The following is a 21,158-nucleotide window of genomic DNA, read 5'->3' on the forward strand; positions in this document are numbered from 1 at the left end:
TCGTAAATGCAAGCAATAAAAAAACAGCCGCCGCAACAAATCACTCAGCAATTATTTAATGGCAGTCATTTAAGTTATCAGGAGATGCGCCACTTTGCTCAAGGAATTTTAAGCGGGATGTTTTCAGAAAGTCAATTGGGGGCAGCGTTAGTTGCGATGAAGATCAACGGCATCACAGCCGCCGAATTGACCGCTTTAGCAGAAATTATGTTAGAGCATGCCGTGACCATTCCTTATGAAGGAGGAGACGCCATGGACAATTGCGGTACTGGCGGCGACCACTCCAATAGTTTTAATGTCTCCACTACGGCTGCCTTCGTTTTAGCAGCCGGGGGAATCACGATGGCAAAACACGGCAATCGCAGTATTTCTAGTCGTTCAGGCAGTGCCGATGTCTTAGCCTGCTTGGGGGTATCGATCCAAGCATCACCAGAAAAAATCGCTGAGCTATTAACGACTGTCGGCATCGCGTTTCTCTTCGCTCCCTCGTTGCATCCGGGGATGAAAGCAGTGATGAAGATACGGCAAGAATTAGCAACACCAACGATTTTTAACCTACTCGGGCCCTTGATCAATCCTGTTCCGTTGACTACGCAACTGATTGGGACATACGCAGGCGAGAGCTTGGCCGACACCGCTCAGGCGTTAGGCAGTCTTGGTCGGCAAAGAGCAATGGTGATCCATGGATGCAACGGAATGGATGAAGCCAATTTGGCAGGTGAAACGGCGATCAGCTTTTATCAAGGAGGAGAGGTAGCCAATTTTTCTTTGGATCCACAAGCATACGGCTTTAAGCCAGCACCGATCGAGGCGATCGTCGGCGGGGATGCCGTTCAAAACGCCGCGATCTTAACTGCGGTGTTGAAAAATCAACCCTCCGTTTATCTAGAAACGGTGGTCTTAAATGCAGGGTTAGGTTTTTACGCTAACGGCAAAGCCGCCACGATAGCGGAAGGGTTTGCGATGGCACGGGCGTGTATCGCTTCGGGCGCCGCCTATGACAAACTGCAGGAGTTGATCCGCCAGTCAAATAGTCAATAATTACGAAAGCTGTAAGGAGGAGAATCATGGATTTTTTAGAAACGATCATCCAGAAAAAAGTTGAAGAAGTTGCCGCGATGCCACAAGAAACCGAAAAGGTCGTAGCGAAACGCCCATCATTTTATCAGCAAGTCAAGGAACGACCACAAAAGATGCACCTCATTGCTGAAATCAAGCGAGCTTCACCTTCAAAAGGAGACATTAATCAAGCGATCGACCCAGTCACGCAAGCGCAAGCTTATGAAGCCGCGGGTGTCAGCGGGATTTCCGTTTTGACCGACCAGCAGTTTTTCAAAGGGTCGCTGGCAGATCTTGAAGCAGTCAGTAAGGCTGTTTCGGTGCCTATACTATGCAAAGACTTCATTATCGACAAAAAACAATTGATTCGCGCCAAGAATGCAGGTGCCAGTATCGTTTTATTGATCGTGGCTGCGTTAGAGCCAGCCCGTTTCGTCGCGCTGTATCAAGAAGCCGAAACACTAGGGTTGGAAGTACTCGTTGAGACTCATAATGCGGCTGAATTTCAACAAGCCCAAGCATTAGGTGCCAAAATCATCGGCGTCAACAATCGTGACCTAAAAACTTTTGACGTTTCCTTGGATGTCAGTGTTGCTTTAGCACCTCAGCCATCAGAGGCGGTTTATATCAGTGAATCTGGTATTCGAACTGCCGCAGATGTGCTGCAGCTTGCACCGTTTTATCATGGAGTCCTCGTTGGAGAAACGTTGATGAGAAGCAATCGAATTGCTGAAACAGCGGCAGATTTGCAGGTGAGCCGCCGATGACCAAAGTGAAAATTTGCGGACTCACCGAACGCCTGCATGTCGAAACTGCCATCAATGCAGGAGCAGATTACCTTGGGTTTGTTTTTGCCGAAAGCCGTCGGAGAATCGATCCGACCCAAGTCCGCAAGATAACGGAGCAAGTACCCGAAAATGTAGGGAAAGTCGGGGTTTTCGTTTCTCCAAGTGTTGAAGAAGTGCAAGCGGCAATTCAAGCCGCCCAACTGACAGCGATTCAGCTCCATGGAAAGGTTCTGCCATCTTTGCAAACAGCCATTCAGAAGGGCGTTTTTGCTCATCAAAAGATCGCAGTGATCCAAGCCTTTGATGGAGAAGCAGAAACTTTAAAGCAAGATTTCCTGAGCTGCGATGCAGATTTTGGTTTATTGGACGCTCCAGTAAGAGATCACCCTTATGCTGGCGGCAACGGCCAGTCCTTTGATTGGCAAAAAGCGGCGAAAGAACCGTTGCCGTTGTCTGAGCGATTTTTTATTGCTGGCGGGTTGCACGCGGAAAATGTAGAAGAGGCGATCCAACTTTTTAGGCCTTATGCTGTCGATGTTTCTTCAGGCGTGGAAACCCAGGGCAAGAAAGACAGTCGGAAAATCGAACAATTTATTCATTTAGTAAAGGAGAAAAAAAGATGACTCAGTATCCCACAAAAACAGGATTTTATGGTTCTTTTGGCGGACAGTTTGTGCCAGAGACATTGATGTATGCAGTCAAGCAATTGGAAACTGTCTATCGTGAAGCACAAACGGACGCAAGTTTTCAAGCTGAATTACAGGAATATTTGCAAGAGTATGTAGGAAGAGAGACCCCCCTTTATCATGCACAGCGCTTGTCACAACACTTAGGCGGTGCCAAAATTTATCTGAAGCGAGAAGATTTGAATCATACGGGTGCCCATAAAATCAATAATGCGCTTGGCCAAGTCTTATTAGCAAAACGGATGGGGAAAAAGAAAGTGGTAGCAGAGACCGGTGCTGGACAGCATGGCGTCGCCACAGCAACTGCGGCAGCGCTGTTCGGTATGGAATGCACGATTTTTATGGGCGCGGTAGATGTTCAGCGGCAAGCACTAAACGTCTTTCGAATGGAGTTATTAGGTGCAAAAGTGGTTTCAGTCACATCAGGCAATCAGACGTTGAAAGATGCTGTCAATGAAGCGCTGCGCTACTGGGTCGCAACCGTTGAGGACACTCATTACGTGATGGGTTCGGTACTCGGTCCGCATCCTTTTCCAGAGATCGTTCGAGATTTTCAAAGTGTGATTGGCAGTGAGACACGGCGGCAACTATTAGAAAAAGAAGGACAACTACCAACGACAGTCGTTGCTTGTGTTGGCGGCGGCAGCAATGCGATGGGAATGTTTTACCCTTTCATCAACGATCAGACCGTTCGTTTGATTGGCGTTGAAGCAGCTGGAAAAGGCGTAGATACTACCGAGCATGCGGCGACTTTAACGAAAGGCAGTATCGGTATTTTACATGGTACTAAAATGCATTTGCTGCAAGACGATGATGGGCAAGTGATCGAACCTTATTCGATTTCAGCTGGTTTGGATTATCCAGGGGTCGGTCCCGAGCATTCTTATCTGAAGGAAATCAAGCGAGCGGAGTATTTCGCGGTCACTGATGAAGAAGCCGTTGATGCCTTTTATCTCTTGTCTCAAATCGAAGGCATTATTCCTGCTTTGGAAAGTGCCCATGCCGTTGCCTATGCCTTAAAGTTAGCGCCAACGATGACAGCAGAAGAACGCTTAGTGATCTGTTTGTCTGGGCGAGGGGACAAAGATGTTCAACAAATCAAAGATCGGAAAGGAGCAGCGAAATGACCAGCAAAACATTGACGATAAAACTAAAAGAGCGCCAAAAACAAGGCAAGCCTTTGTTTGTACCTTATATTATGGCGGGTGCCAACGGACTGGAACGCCTGCCAGCAGAAATCGAGCTATTGACGACACATGGCGCAGCCGCCATTGAAATCGGCGTGCCCTTTTCAGACCCAGTCGCAGATGGAGCGGTCATCCAAGCAGCTGGAATGCAGGCATTAGCCAATGGCACCACTTTAAAAAAGATCATTGTTGCACTGCAAACGATCCATTCTGAAGTTCCACTGGTATTGATGGGGTATGCTAATTCATTCTTTCATTATGGGATTGAACAGTTAACAAATGAGTTAAAAACGACAAATGTGAAAGGGTTGATTATTCCAGATTTACCTTTTGAACATCGATCGCTAGTAACGCCTACGTTTGATGCGGCAGATCTTGCGCTGCTCACACTGGTCTCTTTGACCAGTCCTCCAGACAGAATTCAGACGCTGACCGAAGAAGCGGAAGGATTCGTCTATGCTGTGACAGTGAACGGTGTCACTGGAGAAGATCGCCAATACAACGAACAACTGGATCAGCATTTGCAAGCCATTTCGGAAAAAAGTCCGATTCCAGTATTGGCTGGTTTCGGAGTCTCGACCAATGCAGACGTGCAGCGTTTTGCCCGAGTGTGCGATGGGGTAGTGATCGGTTCAAAAATCGTAGCAGCCTTACAAAACGAGCCACTGCCTAAAGTCAGTGAGCTGTTAGCAGAACTTGTTGGTAAGCCATAGAAAATCAATGTGAAGGAAAGAGCCCGATTTGGGTTCTTTTTTTATGAGAAAATTAGTATTCGAGATACTGATGGGTTGCTATGGGAAAAAAGAACACGATGTGTGAAGTGGAAAAGAAAAAAGGCTGATGGAAGATCAGCCTAAATTGTTGTGATTATGCCAGTGTATCGGTGTCGATGGTGACTGTCTCGCAAAAATGCCCTCTGCCCCCAACGTAAACACGTTGGATTTCCTTTCGCGAAGTCGTAACTAGTTTGACAAAGATTTCAGAAGGTTCACCTAAATTGCTGCCTTGTTCAAAGCGATACACTTCTTTTTCAAGGGAACACTTTTGATACAAGAAGCAAGCCAAAGCGGCATTGGAAGTACCTGTGGCAGATTCTTCATTGATGTCAAACAATGGGGCAAAGTTACGGCAAACGATTCGTTCTTTTTCCATTGCATATAAGTGCATGCCAACTACTTGTTGCAGCGCACTTACTTTTTTTATTTCCTCAAAATTAGGTACAACTTGCTGCAACTGCGCCGTTGTTTTGATTGGAACAAGGATATCCTTTAATCCAGTAGAAACGATTTGAATAGGAATTTGATCATCGATAGCATTGGTATCGAAACAGTCAGCTAATTGTTCTAGTGAAAGCACATCTGAAAACAGCGGTTTGTTCTGTTCCATGAAAATGACACCGTCTTTGATGGTGATCGACAAACGTCCGGCGTTGGTGTCGATGCGATACTGTTGCTTGGAAAGTTTGTTTAGATACGATAATAGTGCAAAGGAGGCAATTGTTGCATGTCCGCATAAGTCAACTTCTTCTTTTGGCGTAAAATAGTCAAATCGAAAATCGGCCTGCGGGGATTTCGATAAAAAAGCTGTTTCTGAAAAGCCTAACTCTTTTGCGACGGCTAACTTTTGTTGTGGCGTAAGAGGCTGTTCCAGCAAAACGACTCCAGCCTTGTTGCCACCTGTTTGATTTTTACTAAATCCGCTTGCGATATGTACCGTTATCTCCATAGGACACCTGCTTTCTTTATTCTTGTCAAGCATAGCATATTTTTGCAGGGATAGGTTAAGAAAACGGATTGGTTGATCGTGTTATACTGAAGGTACGACAGAGGAGGGACTTCATGAAGAGAGGGAAAGTAATTGTAGTCAGTGGTGTTACAGCGTCCGGCAAAACGACATTGGTTCGTGAATTGAGTAGATTGGCAGATGGAATAGTGATCTCCTTTGATGATTATAGTATCGATGCATTGCCCTCAGCACCATCTTTTGATTATTTTTTACAAGATCCCCGCGCAGCGATCAATCAATATGACATCAGTCTGCTACTGAAAGATCTGAAGAGAGCGATGCTACTTTACCCAATCATTTTTGTGGACTTTCCCTTCGGATATGAGCACCAAGATTTGCGTCAGTTGATCGATACGGTGATTTATTTGAAAACACCACTAGATATTGCTTTTGCTCGTCAGATTAAACGGGATTATACGAACGAATCAAAAGAAGCGATTTTGACTTGGGCAGATACTTATCTTTCCTATGCAAGGGAGCTATTTGTTTTACACGAACAGATCATTGCTGAAACAGCCGACTATGTACTGGATGGTGCTCGACCAGCTGATCAGCTAGCAGAACAAGTAAAGTATTATCAAGTATTTTAAGAAGCGCTTTTAAGTAAGATTTAGTCTACTGAGTTTTGTTTAAACTCCCTTACTATCTGTTTCAAAGGTCAAAAATGCCGCTGCTTCCTCTAAAGAGAGCGCTGCTCCATGGAATGTGGGCCACGCATTGATACCGTCACAGTTTTTTCTCGGAATCAAGTGAAGATGAAAGTGAGGGACTGATTGACCCGCTGCTTGATTTGCTGCGCTTAGCAAATTAATCCCATCAAATCCTAAGCGAGTGACACAATGATCTGCTATTTTTTGAACCGTTTGAATGAGGTGAGCAAGAAGAACGGGGTCGCAGTCTAAAATACTGGTGTAATGTTTTTTAGGAATAACCAGCATATGATAATCCACGTCTTTGGCATGATCAAGGAAGGCGCAAACACTGTCATCTTCATAGATTACATGGCTTTTTATTTTTCCAGAGACGATACGGCAAAAAGGACATTCTTCCATCAAAATTCCTCCTATGGAATAAATTTTGTTAGTTGTGTTCGAGAAGTATAATATCTAAAAACGTGAAGCTACTGGATTATGGGAAACCATAAACGAGCTTTGCAATTAAGCCGCTCTTTGAGAGGATAATATCATATTTATTTAGCAGTTAAAACTATATGTGATAATTAATGATGTTTTAGATAATTAGTTAATAGGTTGTTTGCAAAAGAAAAGCACCGTGCTGCTGATTTGTGGTAAAAGTGCGTTTGAAAAAAGTGGTTTTTAAAAAATTTGTCAAAAAAAAATCGCTAGGAATCAAGATTCCTAACGATCTGCTAGCGCTATGCACGATAATATAACGTTCCAGGAGGGATTCGAACCCCCGACCGTTCGCTTAGAAGGCGAATGCTCTATCCGGCTGAGCTACTGGAACAAATAATTTTCAGCGAATGCTCACTTCGCCTAAGCTGTTGAAATCAATCAGCAACAAATAACATTATAGAAAAAGGGCGCAGCAATGTCAATCTCTTTTCGCCCTTTTCTTATTTTTTCTTTGAAAAAAGGAAGCGCAGCTGCCCTCAACCTTTCTCAGGTTCCTCAAGGATTACGCTATCTGCTTCTTTCGTAATGAGAATCACACCATCTCCTAAAGGGACGAGGGTGGAGGTCAGCTGAGGATGGTTCATCACGGTATCCAAGAAAAGATTCAGCTTGCGATGGATCGCTCGCTGGTTGCGAGGGATGTCTTCGATGGGTTGTAGAATCGTTCCAGCTTGGAACACGTCATCCACCATCAACACGCCACCTTTGCGTAACAGACGTAGACATTCTGGCAAAAATTCAATGTATTTCGATTTGGCACTGTCCATGAAGATAAAATCATAAGGCCCACTCAATGTAGGCAGGACATCTGCCGCTTGTCCTTCTAAAAGCGTGATTTTGTCTTCATTTCCTAAGCGAGCATAGGTTTCTTTGGCTTTGCGGATCATGACGTCAAAGCGATCGATCGTTGTGACATGCCCCTCTTTCACACATTGCGCCATCAAGCTTGAAGAAAAACCGATCGCTGTGCCGATCTCAAGGATTTCTTTTGGCTGAAGCTGTCCCAATAAAAACTGCAAAAAGACCACAGTTTCATGTGGGATGATTGGCACTTCTTTTTCATGAGCGGCTTGCTCAATTTCACCAAGTTCGCCGGGTAATTGTTTTTGTTTTTCACGCATAAACGCCACTAGTTCTGGTTTGACTACTGGACGATGCATCATTTCGTTGCGCATCTTCATCCTCCTCATTTATCGCTGCCCCTTATTATACGAATAACTCACCTTAAGTTCAATCTTTTCGAGTCTTTTGAACAACAAAAAAACCAGTCATACGACTGGCAGGATAAAGGGGTGAAAAATATTTTTGGGATATTTCTATCATAACGGTGTTATGTGGAGGTTTGGTTAAAATCCTGTGAAGATCTCGTCAGGTTCTGCTTAAATTTTCATCAAGGAAGAAAAGCAACCCATCATCAGGGCGAAAACGAACTTTTTATCGAAATATTCAGAAAATTCAGGGAAAAGTGTTGACAGAGGAACCTGCTGTTTGGTATCTTCATAACAAGATAAAAAAAGTGATAGGTGACGACGATGGATAAACGATTGAAACAAACAGCTGCATTTTTATTATTATTATCGTAAGGACTCTTTTTCTATGACCCGCCTTTTTAAGGCATCATTTGAAGAGTCCTATTCGCATTGCATGAAGGAAACCCTTTATGGAGTGCTTTTTTTATACCATTTTTTCAATTTGTTTGAATGAGGTCGCGCCAAGCGTGCCCCTACCACTGCCAAGGAGGAAATAGTGATGAGAAAAATCCAGTTTTTTGACACCACATTGAGAGACGGTGAACAGACGCCGGGAGTCAACTTCAATACAAAAGAGAAGGTTCAGCTGGCGCTGCAATTAGAAAAATGGGGGATCGATACGATTGAAGCAGGCTTTCCGATTGCATCAGAAGGAGATTTTCAAGCAGTCCAAGCGATTGCTGGGGCGGTGACGAAAATGACCGTTGCAGGACTTGCCCGTTGTCAGAAAAAAGACATTGATCGTGCCTATGAAGCTCTTCATCAAGCCATCGATCCCCAGATCCATGTCTTTCTAGCAACGAGTGAGGTACATCGCCAGTACAAGCTGAATATGACGAAAGCAGAAGTACTCGCTTCGATCAAAGAACATGTGGCTTATGCCCGTGAACGCTTTGAAAAAGTTCAATTTTCGCCAGAAGATGCCACCCGCACCGATAAGGCCTTCTTGCTTGAGGCGGTTCAAACAGCGATTGATGCCGGCGCGACGATCATCAATGTGCCCGATACAGTAGGGTTTACCAATCCTACGGAATATGGTGCGCTTTTTGCCTATTTGATCGCCAATATCAAGAGTGAGCAGCCGATCATTTTTTCTTCCCATTGTCATGATGACTTGGGAATGGCGACAGCCAATGCGCTGGCAGCTATCGAAAATGGTGCTGATCGGGTGGAAGGAACGATCAACGGGATCGGCGAACGAGCGGGCAATACCGCATTAGAAGAAGTGGCGCTGGCGTTGCATATCCGCAATGATTTCTATCAGGCTACCTCCAACATCAAGTTAAACGAAACAAAACGCACCAGCGATTTGGTGGCACGTTTGTCTGGGATCACGGTACCGAAAAACAAAGCGATCGTCGGCGGCAATGCCTATGCCCATGAATCTGGGATTCATCAAGATGGCGTCTTGAAAAATCCTGAAACTTACGAAATCATTACCCCACAACTGGTAGGCGTACAAACCAACTCGCTGCCTTTAGGCAAACTTTCTGGCCGCCATGCCTTCGTCGATAAAATGCAGCAGTTGGGGTACCAGTTTGACCAAGAAGAAACCAACGAGTTGTTTAAACGTTTCAAAGAGTTAGCAGATAAAAAGAAACAAGTGACCGAACAAGATTTGTTAGCGTTGGTGGCTGATCAAGGCCGCAGCCAAGAAGATGGCTGCGAGTTGGACGCCGTTCAGCTACAATACGTGTCCAATGGCCATCAAGGAGCGGTGGTTTCTATCATAAAAGATGAGGAAAAACAAGTGGCATCAGCCATTGGCGCCGGCAGTATTCAAGCAATCTACAACTCGATCGATCAGATTTTCCAGCAGCAGCCGAAGTTGTTGAACTATGAGATCACTGCCTTGACCAGTGGGGAAGATGCGCAAGCGGAAGTGCACGTGGTTATTGAATGCCAAGAAACCAATGAAAAAATCAGTGGGATCGGCTTAGACTTTGATGTCTTGCAGGCGTCAGCAAAAGCCTATGTACAGGCTAGCGCAGCTCTAAAGAATCGAGGTGTCATTGTTTGAAAAAGATCGTGGTTTTAGCAGGAGATGGCATCGGACCAGAAATTATGGACAGTGCGCTTGCGGTATTAAAAGCGGCTTGTCCAGACCATCTCCAGCGCTTTCATTTTGACCAGCGGCCATTTGGTGGGGCGGCGCTGGCACTTACTGGAGATCCATTGCCGCAAGAAACACTACAAGCTTGCCAGCAGGCGGATGCGATCCTTTTAGGAGCCATCGGTGATCCAGCTTGGGAAAACGCACCGACAACACCCGAGAAAGGACTTTTGAATTTGCGTCAAGCGTTAGGGCTATACGCCAATATTCGACCCATCAAAGTAGTTGATGCGGTGATTGCTTTGTCTCCCATTAAAGAAGCGATCCTTCGGGGGACAGATTTTGTCATCGTTCGTGAGTTGACTGGCGGTATTTATTTTGGCGAAAAAGCAGAAAAACCTGAAGAAGCCTACGACATCAATCATTATCATCAAGCAGAGATTCGACGGATTTTGCGTAAAGCCTTTGAGATCGCCCGTACGCGGAAGAAGCGGGTTCTCTCTGTCGATAAAGCAAATGTGTTGGCGACTAGCCGACTTTGGCGCCGATTAGCGGAAGAAACGGCACAGGAATTCCCAGATTGTCAGTTGACTCATCAATATGTTGATTCCGCCGCTATGAAAATCATCCAAAATCCCAAAGACTTTGATGTAATCGTGACAGAAAATCTCTTTGGCGACATTTTAAGTGATGAAGCCTCGGTTTTGCCAGGGTCATTAGGGGTGCTGCCCAGCGCAAGTCATGGCGCAGAAGGGGTTTCTTTATATGAACCGATTCATGGCTCTGCACCTGATATCGCTGGGCAAAATTGCGCCAATCCGGTTTCCATGATTTTATCTGTCGTCATGATGCTAAGAGAGTCCTTTCAAGAGGAAGAGCTGGCGGATACCATCGAAAGTGCTTGTTACGAGGTAATGAATGCGGGGATCTTGACCCGTGATCTAGGTGGTACAGCAACGACATCTGCCTTTACAGAAGCGGTTATTGCACAGTTAGGAGTGAGCAATTATGGGGAAAACGCTGTTTGATAAACTATGGGATCGGCATGTCATCACAGGAGAAGAAGGGCAAGCGCAGCTGCTTTATGTCGATCTGCATATGATCCATGAAGTGACGACACCGCAAGCCTTCGAAGGATTACGGCAAGCGGGACGGACAGTCCGTTGTCCCGAAAAAACCTTCGCAACGATGGATCACAACGTGCCTACCAAAGATATTTTTACCATCACTGATCTGGTTGCAAAAAAGCAAATGGACACGTTACGTAAAAACTGTCGAGATTTTGGGATCGAATTGTGTGACAATGGCTCTGCCAACCAAGGAATCGTCCACATGGTTGGCCCAGAAGTTGGCTTGACCCAACCAGGGAAAACGATCGTTTGCGGGGATTCCCACACTGCCACCCATGGTGCTTTCGGTGCGATCGCGTTTGGGATCGGTACGAGTGAAGTAGAGCATGTCTTTGCGACACAGACGATTTGGCAGACAAAACCGAAACGCATGGGAGTTGAGATTACCGGTCACCTGCAGCCGGGAGTGTATGCCAAAGATATTATTTTGGCATTGATCGCGACCCATGGCACTGATTTTGGTGGTGGCTATGCCGTAGAATTCTTTGGCGAAACGATCCGTAGCCTGACGATGGAAGAACGCATGACCATTTGCAATATGTCGATCGAAGGTGGGGCGAAAATGGGCTTGATCGCCCCTGATGAAACGACCTTTGCTTATGTGAAGGATCGACGCTTTGCGCCACAAGCGTTTGCCAGTGCGGTGGCTGATTGGCAAAGCCTTTATACCGATGAAGATGCTAACTATGATGCCCTGATCACCCTAGACGCAACAACCTTAGAACCCTATATCACTTGGGGAACCAATCCAGAAATGGGGGTACCAGTCAGCGAAGCGTTTCCTGAAGTGCGGGATCACAATGATCAGCAAGCCTATGAATATATGGCGCTGCAACCTGGACAGACAGCTGCTGATATCCCCATTGAATACATTTTTATTGGATCGTGTACCAATGGTCGTTTGTCTGATCTGCAAGAGGCAGCGGCGATTTTGAAAGGTCAGACCATCAAAGAAGGGGTCACTGGTATTATCGTTCCTGGTTCACGCCCTGTTCGTAAAGCAGCGGAAGCGATCGGTTTAGACAAAGTCTTTATTGACGCTGGTTTTGAATGGCGGGAGCCTGGCTGTTCCATGTGCTTAGGAATGAATCCTGATAAAGTACCAGAAGGCGTCCACTGTGCCTCCACATCAAACCGCAATTTTGTTGGACGGCAAGGGAAAAACGCGCGGACGCACCTCTGTAGTCCAGCGATGGCGGCAGCAGCTGCGATTCATGGGCGCTTTGTCGATGTACGAGAAGTGGTTGGAGGTGTTGGTTAATGGAAGCTTTTACGCAATTTGAAAGTACGACGCTGCCTTTGATGAATGACAATATCGATACCGATCAAATCCTACCCAAAAATTATTTGAAGCGCGTTGAAAAAACGGGCTTTGGCGAATTTTTATTTGACGATTGGCGCTATTTGCCGCAACGCAAGCCTAATCCAGCATTTATCTTGAATGATCCAGCATATCAGACCGCTCAAGTCCTCGTCACTGGTGATAATTTTGGTTCGGGCTCTTCTCGAGAGCACGCGGCATGGGCGCTGTTGGATTACGGCTTTAAAGCCGTGATTGCTGGCAGCTTCGGTGATATTTTCTATATGAATGCCACCAAAAACGGGCTGCTGCCCATCGAACTGCCTTTGACTGTTCGCCAAAGGATCGCTTCGCTGCCTGCTTCAGAAAAAATCAGCATCGACTTGCCAAGGCAATGTGTGACCGTTGCCGGGGAGGAGCATTTCTTTGCAATCGATGCTACCTGGAAACACAAATTGATCCACGGTCTCGATGAGATCAGTATCACGTTGCAGGAAGAGGCGAAAATCACCGCCTATGAGCAGACGATTCCAGCGTATTGGCAATAGGGCTAGGGGACTGGTAGTTATTCGTCGGCTGGTATTTGTGAGAGAATGTTTCTTAACCCTCGCCAATCGGCTTCGATTTGCGGGGTCAACGTTCGATTGTAAAAGATCGCAGCGGGATGATACATCGGCACGATCAAGTATTCTTTTTCCGACCATTGATAGCCATCCTTTGTCGGATTGCTTTCTTGTATTTTGGAACGGATCTCTTCGCCATGGTGGTCTTTGATATAATAGGCGTTGCCTAATAATCGCTGCAGTCCGATATTGCCAACAGTTGCAATAACGGGTGGATCTACAACGGACAACTCGTAGTCAAGCAGCGGTGCGTGTAGCAAGACTTCTTTTTTGGTAGGTGTCCGATTGGGATGGACGATCTCATGGGCACCGCTGCGCTTGTTGATCCGTTCTTTGACGGAGTATGGGCGGCTGCGGACAGCGCTGGTGATGTAGACATCCTCACGGGTCAAACCGGCTAAAGCCAACGATTTCATCAATTCTTTTCCTGCTTGTCCGCTAAAAGGAATAAAATTCTCGATTTCGGTTCGACCAGGGGCTTCCCCAACGATCATCAATTTGGGCTGCAGCGGTCCTTGACCGGGAACAAATCCTTCCAACGGATAACTGCGGGACGCCTGTTGAACGGCAATGGCTAACTCTTTGGGATATTGCATGCAAACTCCTCCAATTCTGTTTCACTTGTGCTCTTTCTTCTATAGTAATAGAAAACAAAAAATGCACAAAAGGAAATGGCTAGTAGCAAAAGAATTCTGTCTTTTCCTTAATTAGTGATTGACTTTAGGAAAACATTTTGATAAAGTTAATCTGTTGTAATTGTGGACTCCACAGCTACAACCGCACAGAACAAGTAGTAAGTACGAAAGTCACTTGGGATGGCGAGTCTAAGTATATTATAAGGAGGTGCTGTAGAGCATGTACGCAATTATCAAAACTGGTGGGAAACAAGTAAAAGTTGAAGTGGGTCAAGCAATCTACGTTGAAAAATTAGACGTTGAAGCTGGACAAAAGGTTACTTTTGATGAAGTTATCTTAGTAGGTGGCGAATCAACAAAAGTAGGTGCCCCAATCGTTGCAGGAGCAACTGTTGAAGGGACTGTTGAAAAACACGGCAAACAAAAGAAAGTCGTAACTTTCAAATACAAACCTAAAAAACATTCACACCGTAAACAAGGTCACCGTCAACCTTACACAAAAGTTGTTATTGACGCGATCAACGCTTAATTCTTACGAAAAGCAGGGTAACGAATATGATCAAAGGGACATTCAAACGAAATGACTCTGGTCGGATTGTTTCTTTTGAACTAGCTGGACACGCACAAGCAGGAGAATACGGCAAAGACATCGTCTGTGCTGCAGCATCCGCTTTAGCGATCAGTGCAGTCAATGGGATCGATGCTTTGGCTGGCGTTGCGCCAAAAGTTGAAGCAGATAACGAAAATGGTGGGTACTTATTAGTCACACTGCCTTCTCGTTTGACCCAAGAGCAGTCGAATATCGCACAAATTCTTTTAGAAAATTTGTTGATCGGCTTGCAATCAGTTCAAGAAGAGTACAACGATTATATCCAAATCAAAACTACTAAAGAAAACTAGGAGGTGCATCTCATGTTGATGAAAATGAATTTGCAATTCTTCGCTCACAAAAAAGGTGGGGGTTCTACTTCTAACGGACGTGACTCTCAATCAAAACGTTTAGGTGCGAAACGTGCTGACGGTCAAACCGTTTCAGGCGGATCAATCCTTTATCGCCAACGCGGCACTAAAATTTACCCAGGGGTAAACGTAGGTATCGGTGGAGATGATACATTGTTTGCAAAAGTTGACGGCGTTGTTCGTTTCGAACGTAAAGGCCGCGACAAAAAGCAAGTATCTGTGTATCCAGTAGCGCAAGAAGCATAAGAAAATGACATCCAGATTACGTAAAAGTAACCTGGGTGTTTTTTTATACACCGATGAAACCGTTTTAACGAAATAGTTATTTATAATGGATTAGATAAGGAGCGAAGCAATGATTCAGTTAAAAGAAATCACGAAAGAAAACTATCGTGCGTGCATGAATTTGAAGACAACGAAGGAGCAAGAAGACTTTGTTGCACCCAATTGGTACTCAATGTTAGAGGCGATCTATGAGGAACCTCGTCAGGCATTTGCCCTATACAATGGTGAGGAAATGGTTGGCTTTATCCTATTTAGTTTTTACGAGGCAGATGAGGATTATCCAAAAGCTTCGTGGTGGATCGAGCGATTTATGATCGCAGAGAAATTCCAAAATCAAGGGTTAGGCACTCAGGCGTTTCTTGCTGGGTTAGATTGGTTCAAAGCCCATATCCAAGCGCAAGAATTAAGGATCTCCGCTGTGGATGGCAACGAGATCGCAACAAAGCTTTACGAACGCAATGGCTTTGTTTTGACGGGTGAAATGATTGAGAACGAGCATGTACTCTTGTTGCAGCTACCAACGGAGCAAGGGTAAATGACTCTTTCTACAATAAAAGAATGAGGTCAAAAGCAGAGGTCCTTAAGGGAATCCTCTGCTTTTTTTGTGTTGTTTCGTTAAAAAAAGTGTGCGGTCATGTTCTGGTTAGACGCTTCAAGAAATTTTGTGCACTTGGGGTAAGGATTACGAGTGTGTTCATGCTTTGTTGTTCACAAAGTTCCTTTTACTGTTAACAGAATCTTTACACGTTGACAACACAAACCTTATATTCATTTGATACTCTGAGGAAGTAGAACAAATGGAAAGAAACTTTCGAAAAACGTTGATTATTGAGAATGTGCTCACGAATGATTTCGGTCAAAACACGAACATTATCAAAAAAGAAAACGTTCGTAATTCGAAAAAGATTGTTTTTAATTCGTTGGTTTTTTATAATCAAAAAGGAAAGTTCGGAATTCCATGAGTTCGATTTTTTATATGAAAAGGAGAAAAAGTGATGAAAGTTTGGAAGAAAACGGCAATGTTTGGTTTAGGTTTGGTGGCAGCAGTTACGCTGGCGGCATGTGGCTCAGGTGGAGCAAGTACTGACTCGGCGGCTGAGGACGCAGGATATGTACCAGAAAAGTTGACCGTTCAATTTGTCCCATCACAAGCAGCAGAAACATTAGAAGCAAAAGCAAAACCACTTGAGCAATTATTAAGTGATGAATTAGGGATTCCAGTCACAGTGAGTGTTTCCACTGACTACAATACAATCGTCGAAGCAATGGCTTCGAAACAAGTAGATGTCGGCTTTTTACCGCCGAATGCCTATGTTTTAGCAAATGAACAAAGCAATGTTAAGGTACTGTTGCAAGCACAGCGTTATGGCATCAAGCAGCCTGGTGGCGAATCAACGGATGAATTGGTTGATAGCTATCGTTCAATGATCGTTGTAAAAAGCGGCAGCTACATCAAAGAGTTGGAAGATTTAAAAGGCAAAACGATTGCCACGCAAGATGTTACTTCTTCTGCCGGTTATGTTTGGCCAGTAGCAGAAATGAAAAAAGCAGGCATCGATATCAATACGGATGTGACGACTGTTCAAGTCAAAGGCCATGACCAAGCGGTCTTATCTGTCTTGAATGGGGACGTTGATGCGGCGTTCGTTTTTGAAGATGCCCGTAACACGGTCAAAAATGATTACCCAGAAATCATGGATGAAGTAGAACCAATGTACTTTACCGAACCGATCCCGAACGATACGATCAGTGTTCGCAGCGATATGAGTGAAGAGTGGGACAAAAAAATCCAAGATGCCTTTATCGCGATCGGAAAAGATGAAGAAGGAAAACAAATCATCTCTGATATTTACTCTCATGAAGGATACGTTGTTTCACAAGACAGCAATTTCGACATCGTAAGAGAGTATGCGGAACAGGTCGGACAATAATTAATAGATGAATAGATCGGGAGGGTACCGGTAGTTGAGGTACCCTTTTCGAATGGACAGCAATTTTTACCTAATGGAAAGAAAGTAGGAGAATCATGGCTCTAGAGAACGAAACGATTATTTCATTTCAGAATGTGACCAAGCAATACCCAAATGGGGTGTTGGGGTTGAAGGACTTGAACATCGATATCAAAAAAGGGGAATTTGTCATCGTAGTGGGCTTATCCGGTGCAGGTAAATCGACGATGCTGCGCTCCATCAATCGACTGCACGAGATCACGAGTGGCGAGATTTTAATCGATAACAAGTCGATCACAAAAGCAAAAGGAAGAGAGCTGCGCTTGATTCGTCGAGACATTGGCATGATTTTCCAAAGCTTCAATTTGGTGAAACGTTCGAGTGTCTTGCGAAACGTCTTAACGGGGCGAGTGGCTTATCATCCCACGCTCAAAATGCTGCTGGGTCTGTTTCCGCAAGCGGACAAAGAGTTGGCGTATCAATCACTGCAGCGGGTCAATTTAGCAGAAAAAGTCTATACCCGAGCCGATGAATTGTCTGGCGGTCAGCAGCAGCGGGTTTCGATTGCCCGGGCTTTGACGCAAGAGCCGAAGATTATTTTAGCGGATGAACCAGTTGCTTCATTGGATCCGTTAACCACTGAAAAAGTCATGAATGACTTAAAACGGATCAATCAAGATCTGGGAATCACAATCGTAGTCAATTTACATTCTGTCCAATTGGCAAGAGAATACGGCACGCGGATCATCGGGTTGCGAGACGGAGGCTTGGTTTTTGATGGCCCTGTCAGTGAAGCGACCGATCAGCGATTGAAACAGATTTATGGCAGCGAGATCATGGAAGAGCAGGAAGGGGCGGGACAATGACGACAAATACGTTGCCGAAACGCAGCGGACTATGGAAAAGTGTTCTTTGGCTCGTCATTTTTTTAATGGTATTGTTCGTTAGCGGCTCTATTTCAGGTGTTGATTTGGCACGGTTCTTTAGCAATAGCAGTCAAATGAATGTCATCTTACAAAAGATGGCTCATCCTGATTGGGCATATGCCAAAATCATTGTTGAGCCGATTTTGCAAACGATCCAAATGGCGATCATCGGCACGACCTTTGGTGCACTGGCGGCCTTTCCGTTTTCACTTTTAGCAGCACGAAATATCATGACGAATCATTGGATCAGTGGTTGTTTCCGTTTTGTCTTGAATATCATTCGGACGGTACCTGATTTGATGCTGGCGGCTTTATTTGTTGCCATTGTCGGAATTGGTCCCGTTGCAGGGGTGATCTCCATCTCTGTGTTTTCTTTTGGGATGATCACCAAATTGTTTTATGAATCGATTGAAACGATTGATGAAGGGCCGATCGAAGCGATCACTGCTTCTGGAGGATCAAAGTTTGATATCATCCGCTATGCAGTCGTACCGCAAGTCATGAGCCATTTTCTTAGTTACTTGCTTTATGCCTTTGAGATCAATGTGCGGGCATCGACGATTCTTGGGTATATCGGCGCAGGCGGAATCGGTGTTTTCTTACAACGATCTTTAAGCCAATTTCGATATGACCAGACGTCGATTATCGTCTTAGTGATTTTTGCAGTTGTTTTGGTGATTGATACCATTAGTAATAGATTAAGGGAGCGATTATTATGATGTTGCCAGCAGAACCGAAGAAGAAAAAAATACGGAATTGGCTGATCGCAGTAGTCGTTATCCTCCTTTATATCTGGGCTTTTGCTGGCGTGCCTTTTGCTGGTGTTAAAGAAAATGTCGGTCAAATTGTCGGCTCGATCTTTTATGGCCTGATCCATCCTGATTGGGGCTATATTTATACCGGTGATGGCGAAGATTTGATCAGTCTGATGATCGAAACCGTCGCGATTGCCTTTGTTGGGACCTTTTTGTCATCGATTTTAAGTATTCCTTTTGCCTTTTGGGCGGCGCGCAGCAAAAACAGCCCTCGCTGGTTATCGGGATTTGGGAAAATCGTGCTGACGGCGATTCGAACGTTTCCAGAAATCGTCTTAGCCATCATGTTTATCAAAACGGTAGGTCCGGGCTCCTTTGCTGGCGTCTTGGCGGTCAGTGTCCATTCCATTGGGATGCTAGCAAAGCTTTACAGCGAAGCGATCGAAAACATGGACCATGGTCCCTCGGAATCCGTCATTAGTGCGGGAGGAAGCCGCTGGGATGTATTAGGCTTTGCGACATTGCCGCAACTGATCCCAGAATTTCTTTCTTTTACCTTGTATCGATTTGAACTGGCTGTCCGTTCAGCTTCGATCTTAGGGATCGTAGGGGCAGGTGGGATCGGTACACCGATGATCTTTGCCATCAATGCGCGTTCATGGAGCCGTGTAGGAATCATTTTATTAGGGATCGTGGTGACGGTCACGATCATTGATTTTATTTCTGGGCGTTTGCGTAAACGATTGGTTTAATAAAATGAAGTGAGTACTCGAAAAAACACAGTCTGATTAGGCTGTGTTTTTTTGGTAGGGGATAGGCGGAGGTCGTTTAAGACAGGTTTCGTGAAACTTGTTATACTGGATTCATAGAAAATGAACCCAAACAAGGAGGCTGTTTTATGAAAGCATTATTGATCGTCAATCCAAGCTCTGGTGGGGAACAGGCCCAAGAATATGAGCAGCTGGCAGAAGAAAAGTTGCGGGAAGCTTTTTCAGAAATCGTGGTCAAACATACCGAAAAAGAAGGAGATGCCACACGTTTTGCCTCTGAAGCGGCAGCAGAATTTGACAGTGTCTTTGCAATGGGCGGTGATGGTACCGTCAATGAAGCGGTCAATGGCTTAGCCCCTCATGACAAACGACCAAATTTTGGTTTCTTCCCGCTGGGAACAGTAAATGATTTAGCCAGAGCATTAGCGATTCCACTAGATCCTAAGGAAGCCATCGAATCATTTGCAGTGGATCACACCCGTAAAATCGATATTGGTCAGGTCAATCAAGCCTATTTTACCAATGTGGTGGCGATCGGTATGATTCCAGCAGCGATCAACAACGTAGAGGTCGAAGAAAAAACGAAGCTGGGAAAAATGGCCTATTTTGTTTCTGGTCTACGGGAAGTGAGGAAAAATGAAAGTCATCCGTTTGAAGTGACCGCCGAAAATAATGGCGAAAAAACGACGATCGCTGTGGAAAGCAGTACGATGATCGTTGGGTCATCCAATACGATCGGCGGTTTCGAATCTCTTTTGCCTAAAGCGAGTACCGATGACGGCAAATTGCATCTGATCTACTTGAAGGATACGAATCTTTGGGAGACCGTCAAAAGTGTCCCAGAGCTTCTCAAAGGGGTGACAGAATCAAATGATGTTCTTGGCTATCAAACCTTTGATAAAGCTGCGATTCGTTTGACGGATGGGGCAACGATCGAAACGAATGTCGATGGTGATCCAGGACCTGAATTGCCAATCACAGTAGCGGTACTGCCGCAGCATCTTACCGTGTATTGCGGAGCTGAAAAAGCCCGCTAAATCATTTATCACTAGGAAACGATCCGTCAAAAGCGGATTGTTTTTTTTGTTCAGAAAGAGTATACTGGGAAAAAATTTACTGAAAGAAGGGATTCTATGACGATACGTTCTGCCACGATTGCAGATGCCCAAGCCTTGACAGCGATCTATGCTTATTATGTAGAAAAGACACCGATTACCTTTGAAACGGAGGTGCCATCGGTTCAAGAATTCGCGGAACGCATCGCCAAGACCTTGAAACGCTACCCATATCTCGTTGCAGAAGAGGCTGGTGAAATCGTCGGTTATGCCTATGCGTCAGCCTATAAAGAACGGGCTGCGTACGATTGGACCGTTGAAGTAACCGTTTATTTAGCACCGGATGCCAAAGCAAAAGGGCTCGGCACCGCTCTTTATCAAGCGCTTGAAGAAAAATTAAAAGCGCAAAACGTGGTCAATCTGACTGCATGCATTACAGGAGGCAATCGACAAAGCGAGGCTTTTCATGAGAAGCTTGGGTATCGTAAAGTTGCTGATTTTGCGCAGGTCGGCTATAAGTTCAATCAATGGCACGATGTGATTTGGATGCAAAAAGAACTGCAATGGTTTCCTGAGAAGGTACCAGCGTTCATTCCCAATGAAAAAGCCTAACGCATCCTGACTTTTGAATATCTTTTTTTGGCAAAATGCTTTATGCTGAGAGTAGCATGTGATAGGACGCTCTATTGCTCTTTCGAACAAAGTATTTTGCTTTTTCTGTGCGGAAAAAAAGTTGCTTTTTTATAGAAAAATGAGTAAAGTATTCAAGTGGAAAAAACAAGGAGGCGAAGCTGTTGGGCAAGCGAATCGAACGGATTTATCAATA

24 protein-coding genes, 1 tRNA gene and 1 other annotated feature are annotated in these 21,158 nt (G+C 45.0%); of the genes, 20 read left to right on the forward strand and 5 right to left on the reverse strand.

Translation table 11 applies throughout. The annotated features are described in order from the left end of the window. Positions 1-6: 6 nt before the first annotated feature. The 5 genes from trpD to trpA are packed head-to-tail and all read left to right on the forward strand — an operon-like array spanning position 7 to position 4,433. A complete protein-coding gene (trpD, locus tag IGK14_RS05920; protein ID WP_154694325.1) occupies positions 7-1,041 on the forward strand; it encodes an anthranilate phosphoribosyltransferase in 1,035 nt (344 codons plus the stop codon). 26 nt (positions 1,042-1,067) lie between these two features. Continuing rightward, entirely contained in the window at positions 1,068-1,826 is a 759-nt protein-coding gene (gene trpC, locus IGK14_RS05925; RefSeq protein WP_154694326.1) for an indole-3-glycerol phosphate synthase TrpC, read from the forward strand. Further along, on the forward strand, positions 1,823-2,470 hold the full coding sequence (locus IGK14_RS05930; protein ID WP_154694327.1) for a phosphoribosylanthranilate isomerase: 648 nt from the start codon (positions 1,823-1,825) through the stop codon (positions 2,468-2,470). Before trpC ends, IGK14_RS05930 begins: the two co-directional genes overlap by 4 nt. Next, positions 2,467-3,660, forward strand: coding sequence for a tryptophan synthase subunit beta (gene trpB, locus IGK14_RS05935; protein ID WP_154694328.1), 1,194 nt, complete (start codon positions 2,467-2,469; stop codon positions 3,658-3,660). Before IGK14_RS05930 ends, trpB begins: the two co-directional genes overlap by 4 nt. Then, positions 3,657-4,433: a tryptophan synthase subunit alpha gene (trpA, locus tag IGK14_RS05940; protein ID WP_438711856.1), complete on the forward strand. Its 777-nt coding sequence runs from the start codon at positions 3,657-3,659 to the stop codon at positions 4,431-4,433. The genes trpB and trpA overlap by 4 nt, the downstream gene beginning before the upstream one ends. A gap of 154 nt (positions 4,434-4,587) precedes the next feature. Here trpA and IGK14_RS05945 read toward each other — a convergent pair whose 3' ends face one another. Next, positions 4,588-5,445: a PhzF family phenazine biosynthesis protein gene (locus IGK14_RS05945; protein ID WP_231473426.1), complete on the reverse strand. Its 858-nt coding sequence runs from the start codon at positions 5,443-5,445 to the stop codon at positions 4,588-4,590. 113 nt (positions 5,446-5,558) lie between these two features. Here IGK14_RS05945 and IGK14_RS05950 point away from each other — a divergent pair, with 113 nt between their 5' ends. Beyond that, a complete protein-coding gene (locus tag IGK14_RS05950) occupies positions 5,559-6,095 on the forward strand; it encodes an AAA family ATPase (protein ID WP_074535676.1) in 537 nt (178 codons plus the stop codon). Between the two features lie 39 nt (positions 6,096-6,134). On the opposite strand, the gene IGK14_RS05955 is transcribed toward IGK14_RS05950, so the two are convergent. From IGK14_RS05955 to IGK14_RS05965, 3 genes are all read right to left on the reverse strand, one after another. After that, the gene (locus IGK14_RS05955) at positions 6,135-6,557 is read right to left on the reverse strand and encodes an HIT family protein (RefSeq protein ID WP_154694331.1); all 423 of its coding nucleotides are present in this window, start codon (positions 6,555-6,557) and stop codon (positions 6,135-6,137) included. A gap of 341 nt (positions 6,558-6,898) precedes the next feature. Continuing rightward, a tRNA-Arg gene (locus IGK14_RS05960) sits at positions 6,899-6,972 on the reverse strand. Between the two features lie 145 nt (positions 6,973-7,117). Continuing rightward, on the reverse strand, positions 7,118-7,816 hold the full coding sequence (locus tag IGK14_RS05965) for an O-methyltransferase (RefSeq protein WP_005225745.1): 699 nt from the start codon (positions 7,814-7,816) through the stop codon (positions 7,118-7,120). Positions 7,817-8,390: 574 nt separating this feature from the next. Here IGK14_RS05965 and IGK14_RS05970 point away from each other — a divergent pair. Genes IGK14_RS05970 through leuD form a run of 4 tightly spaced genes read left to right on the forward strand, consistent with a single transcriptional unit; the run spans position 8,391 to position 12,922 of the window. Next, positions 8,391-9,911, forward strand: a complete 1,521-nt coding sequence (locus IGK14_RS05970) for a 2-isopropylmalate synthase (protein WP_154694378.1) — start codon at positions 8,391-8,393, stop codon at positions 9,909-9,911. Then, entirely contained in the window at positions 9,908-10,972 is a 1,065-nt protein-coding gene (gene leuB, locus IGK14_RS05975; protein ID WP_154694379.1) for a 3-isopropylmalate dehydrogenase, read from the forward strand. Before IGK14_RS05970 ends, leuB begins: the two co-directional genes overlap by 4 nt. After that, positions 10,953-12,335, forward strand: a complete 1,383-nt coding sequence (leuC, locus tag IGK14_RS05980) for a 3-isopropylmalate dehydratase large subunit (RefSeq protein ID WP_128488992.1) — start codon at positions 10,953-10,955, stop codon at positions 12,333-12,335. Before leuB ends, leuC begins: the two co-directional genes overlap by 20 nt. Continuing rightward, positions 12,335-12,922 (forward strand): 3-isopropylmalate dehydratase small subunit, encoded by a 588-nt coding sequence (leuD, locus tag IGK14_RS05985; protein WP_154694380.1) that lies wholly within the window; start codon positions 12,335-12,337, stop codon positions 12,920-12,922. The genes leuC and leuD overlap by 1 nt, the downstream gene beginning before the upstream one ends. A 17-nt stretch (positions 12,923-12,939) precedes the next feature. Here the strand turns inward: leuD and IGK14_RS05990 are convergent, their stop codons facing one another. Beyond that, complete coding sequence (locus tag IGK14_RS05990; protein WP_154694381.1) at positions 12,940-13,593, reverse strand: uracil-DNA glycosylase; 654 nt, start codon at positions 13,591-13,593, stop codon at positions 12,940-12,942. Positions 13,594-13,762: 169 nt separating this feature from the next. Then, positions 13,763-13,833, forward strand: a sequence feature (ribosomal protein L21 leader region). 19 nt (positions 13,834-13,852) lie between these two features. On the opposite strand from IGK14_RS05990, the gene rplU reads away from it, so the two are divergent. From rplU to IGK14_RS06040, 10 genes are all read left to right on the forward strand, one after another. Next, positions 13,853-14,161: a 50S ribosomal protein L21 gene (gene rplU, locus IGK14_RS05995; RefSeq protein ID WP_005225751.1), complete on the forward strand. Its 309-nt coding sequence runs from the start codon at positions 13,853-13,855 to the stop codon at positions 14,159-14,161. Between the two features lie 26 nt (positions 14,162-14,187). Beyond that, a complete protein-coding gene (locus IGK14_RS06000; protein WP_005225752.1) occupies positions 14,188-14,532 on the forward strand; it encodes a ribosomal-processing cysteine protease Prp in 345 nt (114 codons plus the stop codon). Between the two features lie 12 nt (positions 14,533-14,544). Next, positions 14,545-14,838: a 50S ribosomal protein L27 gene (rpmA, locus tag IGK14_RS06005; protein WP_003126181.1), complete on the forward strand. Its 294-nt coding sequence runs from the start codon at positions 14,545-14,547 to the stop codon at positions 14,836-14,838. Positions 14,839-14,947: 109 nt separating this feature from the next. Beyond that, positions 14,948-15,412, forward strand: coding sequence for a GNAT family N-acetyltransferase (locus IGK14_RS06010; protein WP_154694382.1), 465 nt, complete (start codon positions 14,948-14,950; stop codon positions 15,410-15,412). A gap of 460 nt (positions 15,413-15,872) precedes the next feature. Beyond that, positions 15,873-16,808, forward strand: coding sequence for a phosphate/phosphite/phosphonate ABC transporter substrate-binding protein (gene phnD / locus IGK14_RS06015; RefSeq protein ID WP_154694383.1), 936 nt, complete (start codon positions 15,873-15,875; stop codon positions 16,806-16,808). A gap of 95 nt (positions 16,809-16,903) precedes the next feature. After that, positions 16,904-17,692, forward strand: a complete 789-nt coding sequence (phnC, locus tag IGK14_RS06020) for a phosphonate ABC transporter ATP-binding protein (protein WP_005225755.1) — start codon at positions 16,904-16,906, stop codon at positions 17,690-17,692. Then, positions 17,689-18,471, forward strand: coding sequence for a phosphonate ABC transporter, permease protein PhnE (gene phnE / locus IGK14_RS06025; protein ID WP_231473429.1), 783 nt, complete (start codon positions 17,689-17,691; stop codon positions 18,469-18,471). Before phnC ends, phnE (IGK14_RS06025) begins: the two co-directional genes overlap by 4 nt. Beyond that, positions 18,468-19,259 (forward strand): phosphonate ABC transporter, permease protein PhnE, encoded by a 792-nt coding sequence (phnE, locus tag IGK14_RS06030; RefSeq protein ID WP_154694386.1) that lies wholly within the window; start codon positions 18,468-18,470, stop codon positions 19,257-19,259. The genes phnE (IGK14_RS06025) and phnE (IGK14_RS06030) overlap by 4 nt, the downstream gene beginning before the upstream one ends. A 146-nt stretch (positions 19,260-19,405) precedes the next feature. Further along, a complete protein-coding gene (locus tag IGK14_RS06035; protein ID WP_010747989.1) occupies positions 19,406-20,314 on the forward strand; it encodes a diacylglycerol/lipid kinase family protein in 909 nt (302 codons plus the stop codon). A gap of 96 nt (positions 20,315-20,410) precedes the next feature. Next, entirely contained in the window at positions 20,411-20,944 is a 534-nt protein-coding gene (locus IGK14_RS06040; protein WP_208788408.1) for a GNAT family N-acetyltransferase, read from the forward strand. Positions 20,945-21,158: the final 214 nt, after the last annotated feature.

Origin of the sequence: Enterococcus sp. DIV0970a (assembly GCF_051711265.1) — a bacterium.
Classification (GTDB): domain Bacteria; phylum Bacillota; class Bacilli; order Lactobacillales; family Enterococcaceae; genus Enterococcus_D; species Enterococcus_D casseliflavus.

Excerpts from the sequence above, each read along its gene's own strand:
- IGK14_RS05955 (WP_154694331.1), bottom strand. The coding sequence starts at position 6,557 with ATGGAAGAATGTCCTTTTTGCCGTATCGTCTCTGGAAAAATAAAAAGC.
- IGK14_RS05990 (WP_154694381.1), bottom strand. The coding sequence starts at position 13,593 with ATGCAATATCCCAAAGAGTTAGCCATTGCCGTTCAACAGGCGTCCCGC.
- phnD (WP_154694383.1), top strand. The coding sequence starts at position 15,873 with ATGAAAGTTTGGAAGAAAACGGCAATGTTTGGTTTAGGTTTGGTGGCA.
- IGK14_RS06035 (WP_010747989.1), top strand. The coding sequence starts at position 19,406 with ATGAAAGCATTATTGATCGTCAATCCAAGCTCTGGTGGGGAACAGGCC.
- IGK14_RS06010 (WP_154694382.1), top strand. The coding sequence starts at position 14,948 with ATGATTCAGTTAAAAGAAATCACGAAAGAAAACTATCGTGCGTGCATG.
- trpD (WP_154694325.1), top strand. The coding sequence starts at position 7 with ATGCAAGCAATAAAAAAACAGCCGCCGCAACAAATCACTCAGCAATTA.
- rpmA (WP_003126181.1), top strand. The coding sequence starts at position 14,545 with ATGTTGATGAAAATGAATTTGCAATTCTTCGCTCACAAAAAAGGTGGG.
- trpA (WP_438711856.1), top strand. The coding sequence starts at position 3,657 with ATGACCAGCAAAACATTGACGATAAAACTAAAAGAGCGCCAAAAACAA.
- trpC (WP_154694326.1), top strand. The coding sequence starts at position 1,068 with ATGGATTTTTTAGAAACGATCATCCAGAAAAAAGTTGAAGAAGTTGCC.
- IGK14_RS06040 (WP_208788408.1), top strand. The coding sequence starts at position 20,411 with ATGACGATACGTTCTGCCACGATTGCAGATGCCCAAGCCTTGACAGCG.
- IGK14_RS05930 (WP_154694327.1), top strand. The coding sequence starts at position 1,823 with ATGACCAAAGTGAAAATTTGCGGACTCACCGAACGCCTGCATGTCGAA.
- IGK14_RS05945 (WP_231473426.1), bottom strand. The coding sequence starts at position 5,445 with ATGGAGATAACGGTACATATCGCAAGCGGATTTAGTAAAAATCAAACA.
- IGK14_RS05965 (WP_005225745.1), bottom strand. The coding sequence starts at position 7,816 with ATGCGCAACGAAATGATGCATCGTCCAGTAGTCAAACCAGAACTAGTG.
- IGK14_RS05950 (WP_074535676.1), top strand. The coding sequence starts at position 5,559 with ATGAAGAGAGGGAAAGTAATTGTAGTCAGTGGTGTTACAGCGTCCGGC.
- trpB (WP_154694328.1), top strand. The coding sequence starts at position 2,467 with ATGACTCAGTATCCCACAAAAACAGGATTTTATGGTTCTTTTGGCGGA.
- phnC (WP_005225755.1), top strand. The coding sequence starts at position 16,904 with ATGGCTCTAGAGAACGAAACGATTATTTCATTTCAGAATGTGACCAAG.
- rplU (WP_005225751.1), top strand. The coding sequence starts at position 13,853 with ATGTACGCAATTATCAAAACTGGTGGGAAACAAGTAAAAGTTGAAGTG.
- leuD (WP_154694380.1), top strand. The coding sequence starts at position 12,335 with ATGGAAGCTTTTACGCAATTTGAAAGTACGACGCTGCCTTTGATGAAT.
- phnE (WP_231473429.1), top strand. The coding sequence starts at position 17,689 with ATGACGACAAATACGTTGCCGAAACGCAGCGGACTATGGAAAAGTGTT.
- IGK14_RS06000 (WP_005225752.1), top strand. The coding sequence starts at position 14,188 with ATGATCAAAGGGACATTCAAACGAAATGACTCTGGTCGGATTGTTTCT.
- leuC (WP_128488992.1), top strand. The coding sequence starts at position 10,953 with ATGGGGAAAACGCTGTTTGATAAACTATGGGATCGGCATGTCATCACA.
- phnE (WP_154694386.1), top strand. The coding sequence starts at position 18,468 with ATGATGTTGCCAGCAGAACCGAAGAAGAAAAAAATACGGAATTGGCTG.
- IGK14_RS05970 (WP_154694378.1), top strand. The coding sequence starts at position 8,391 with ATGAGAAAAATCCAGTTTTTTGACACCACATTGAGAGACGGTGAACAG.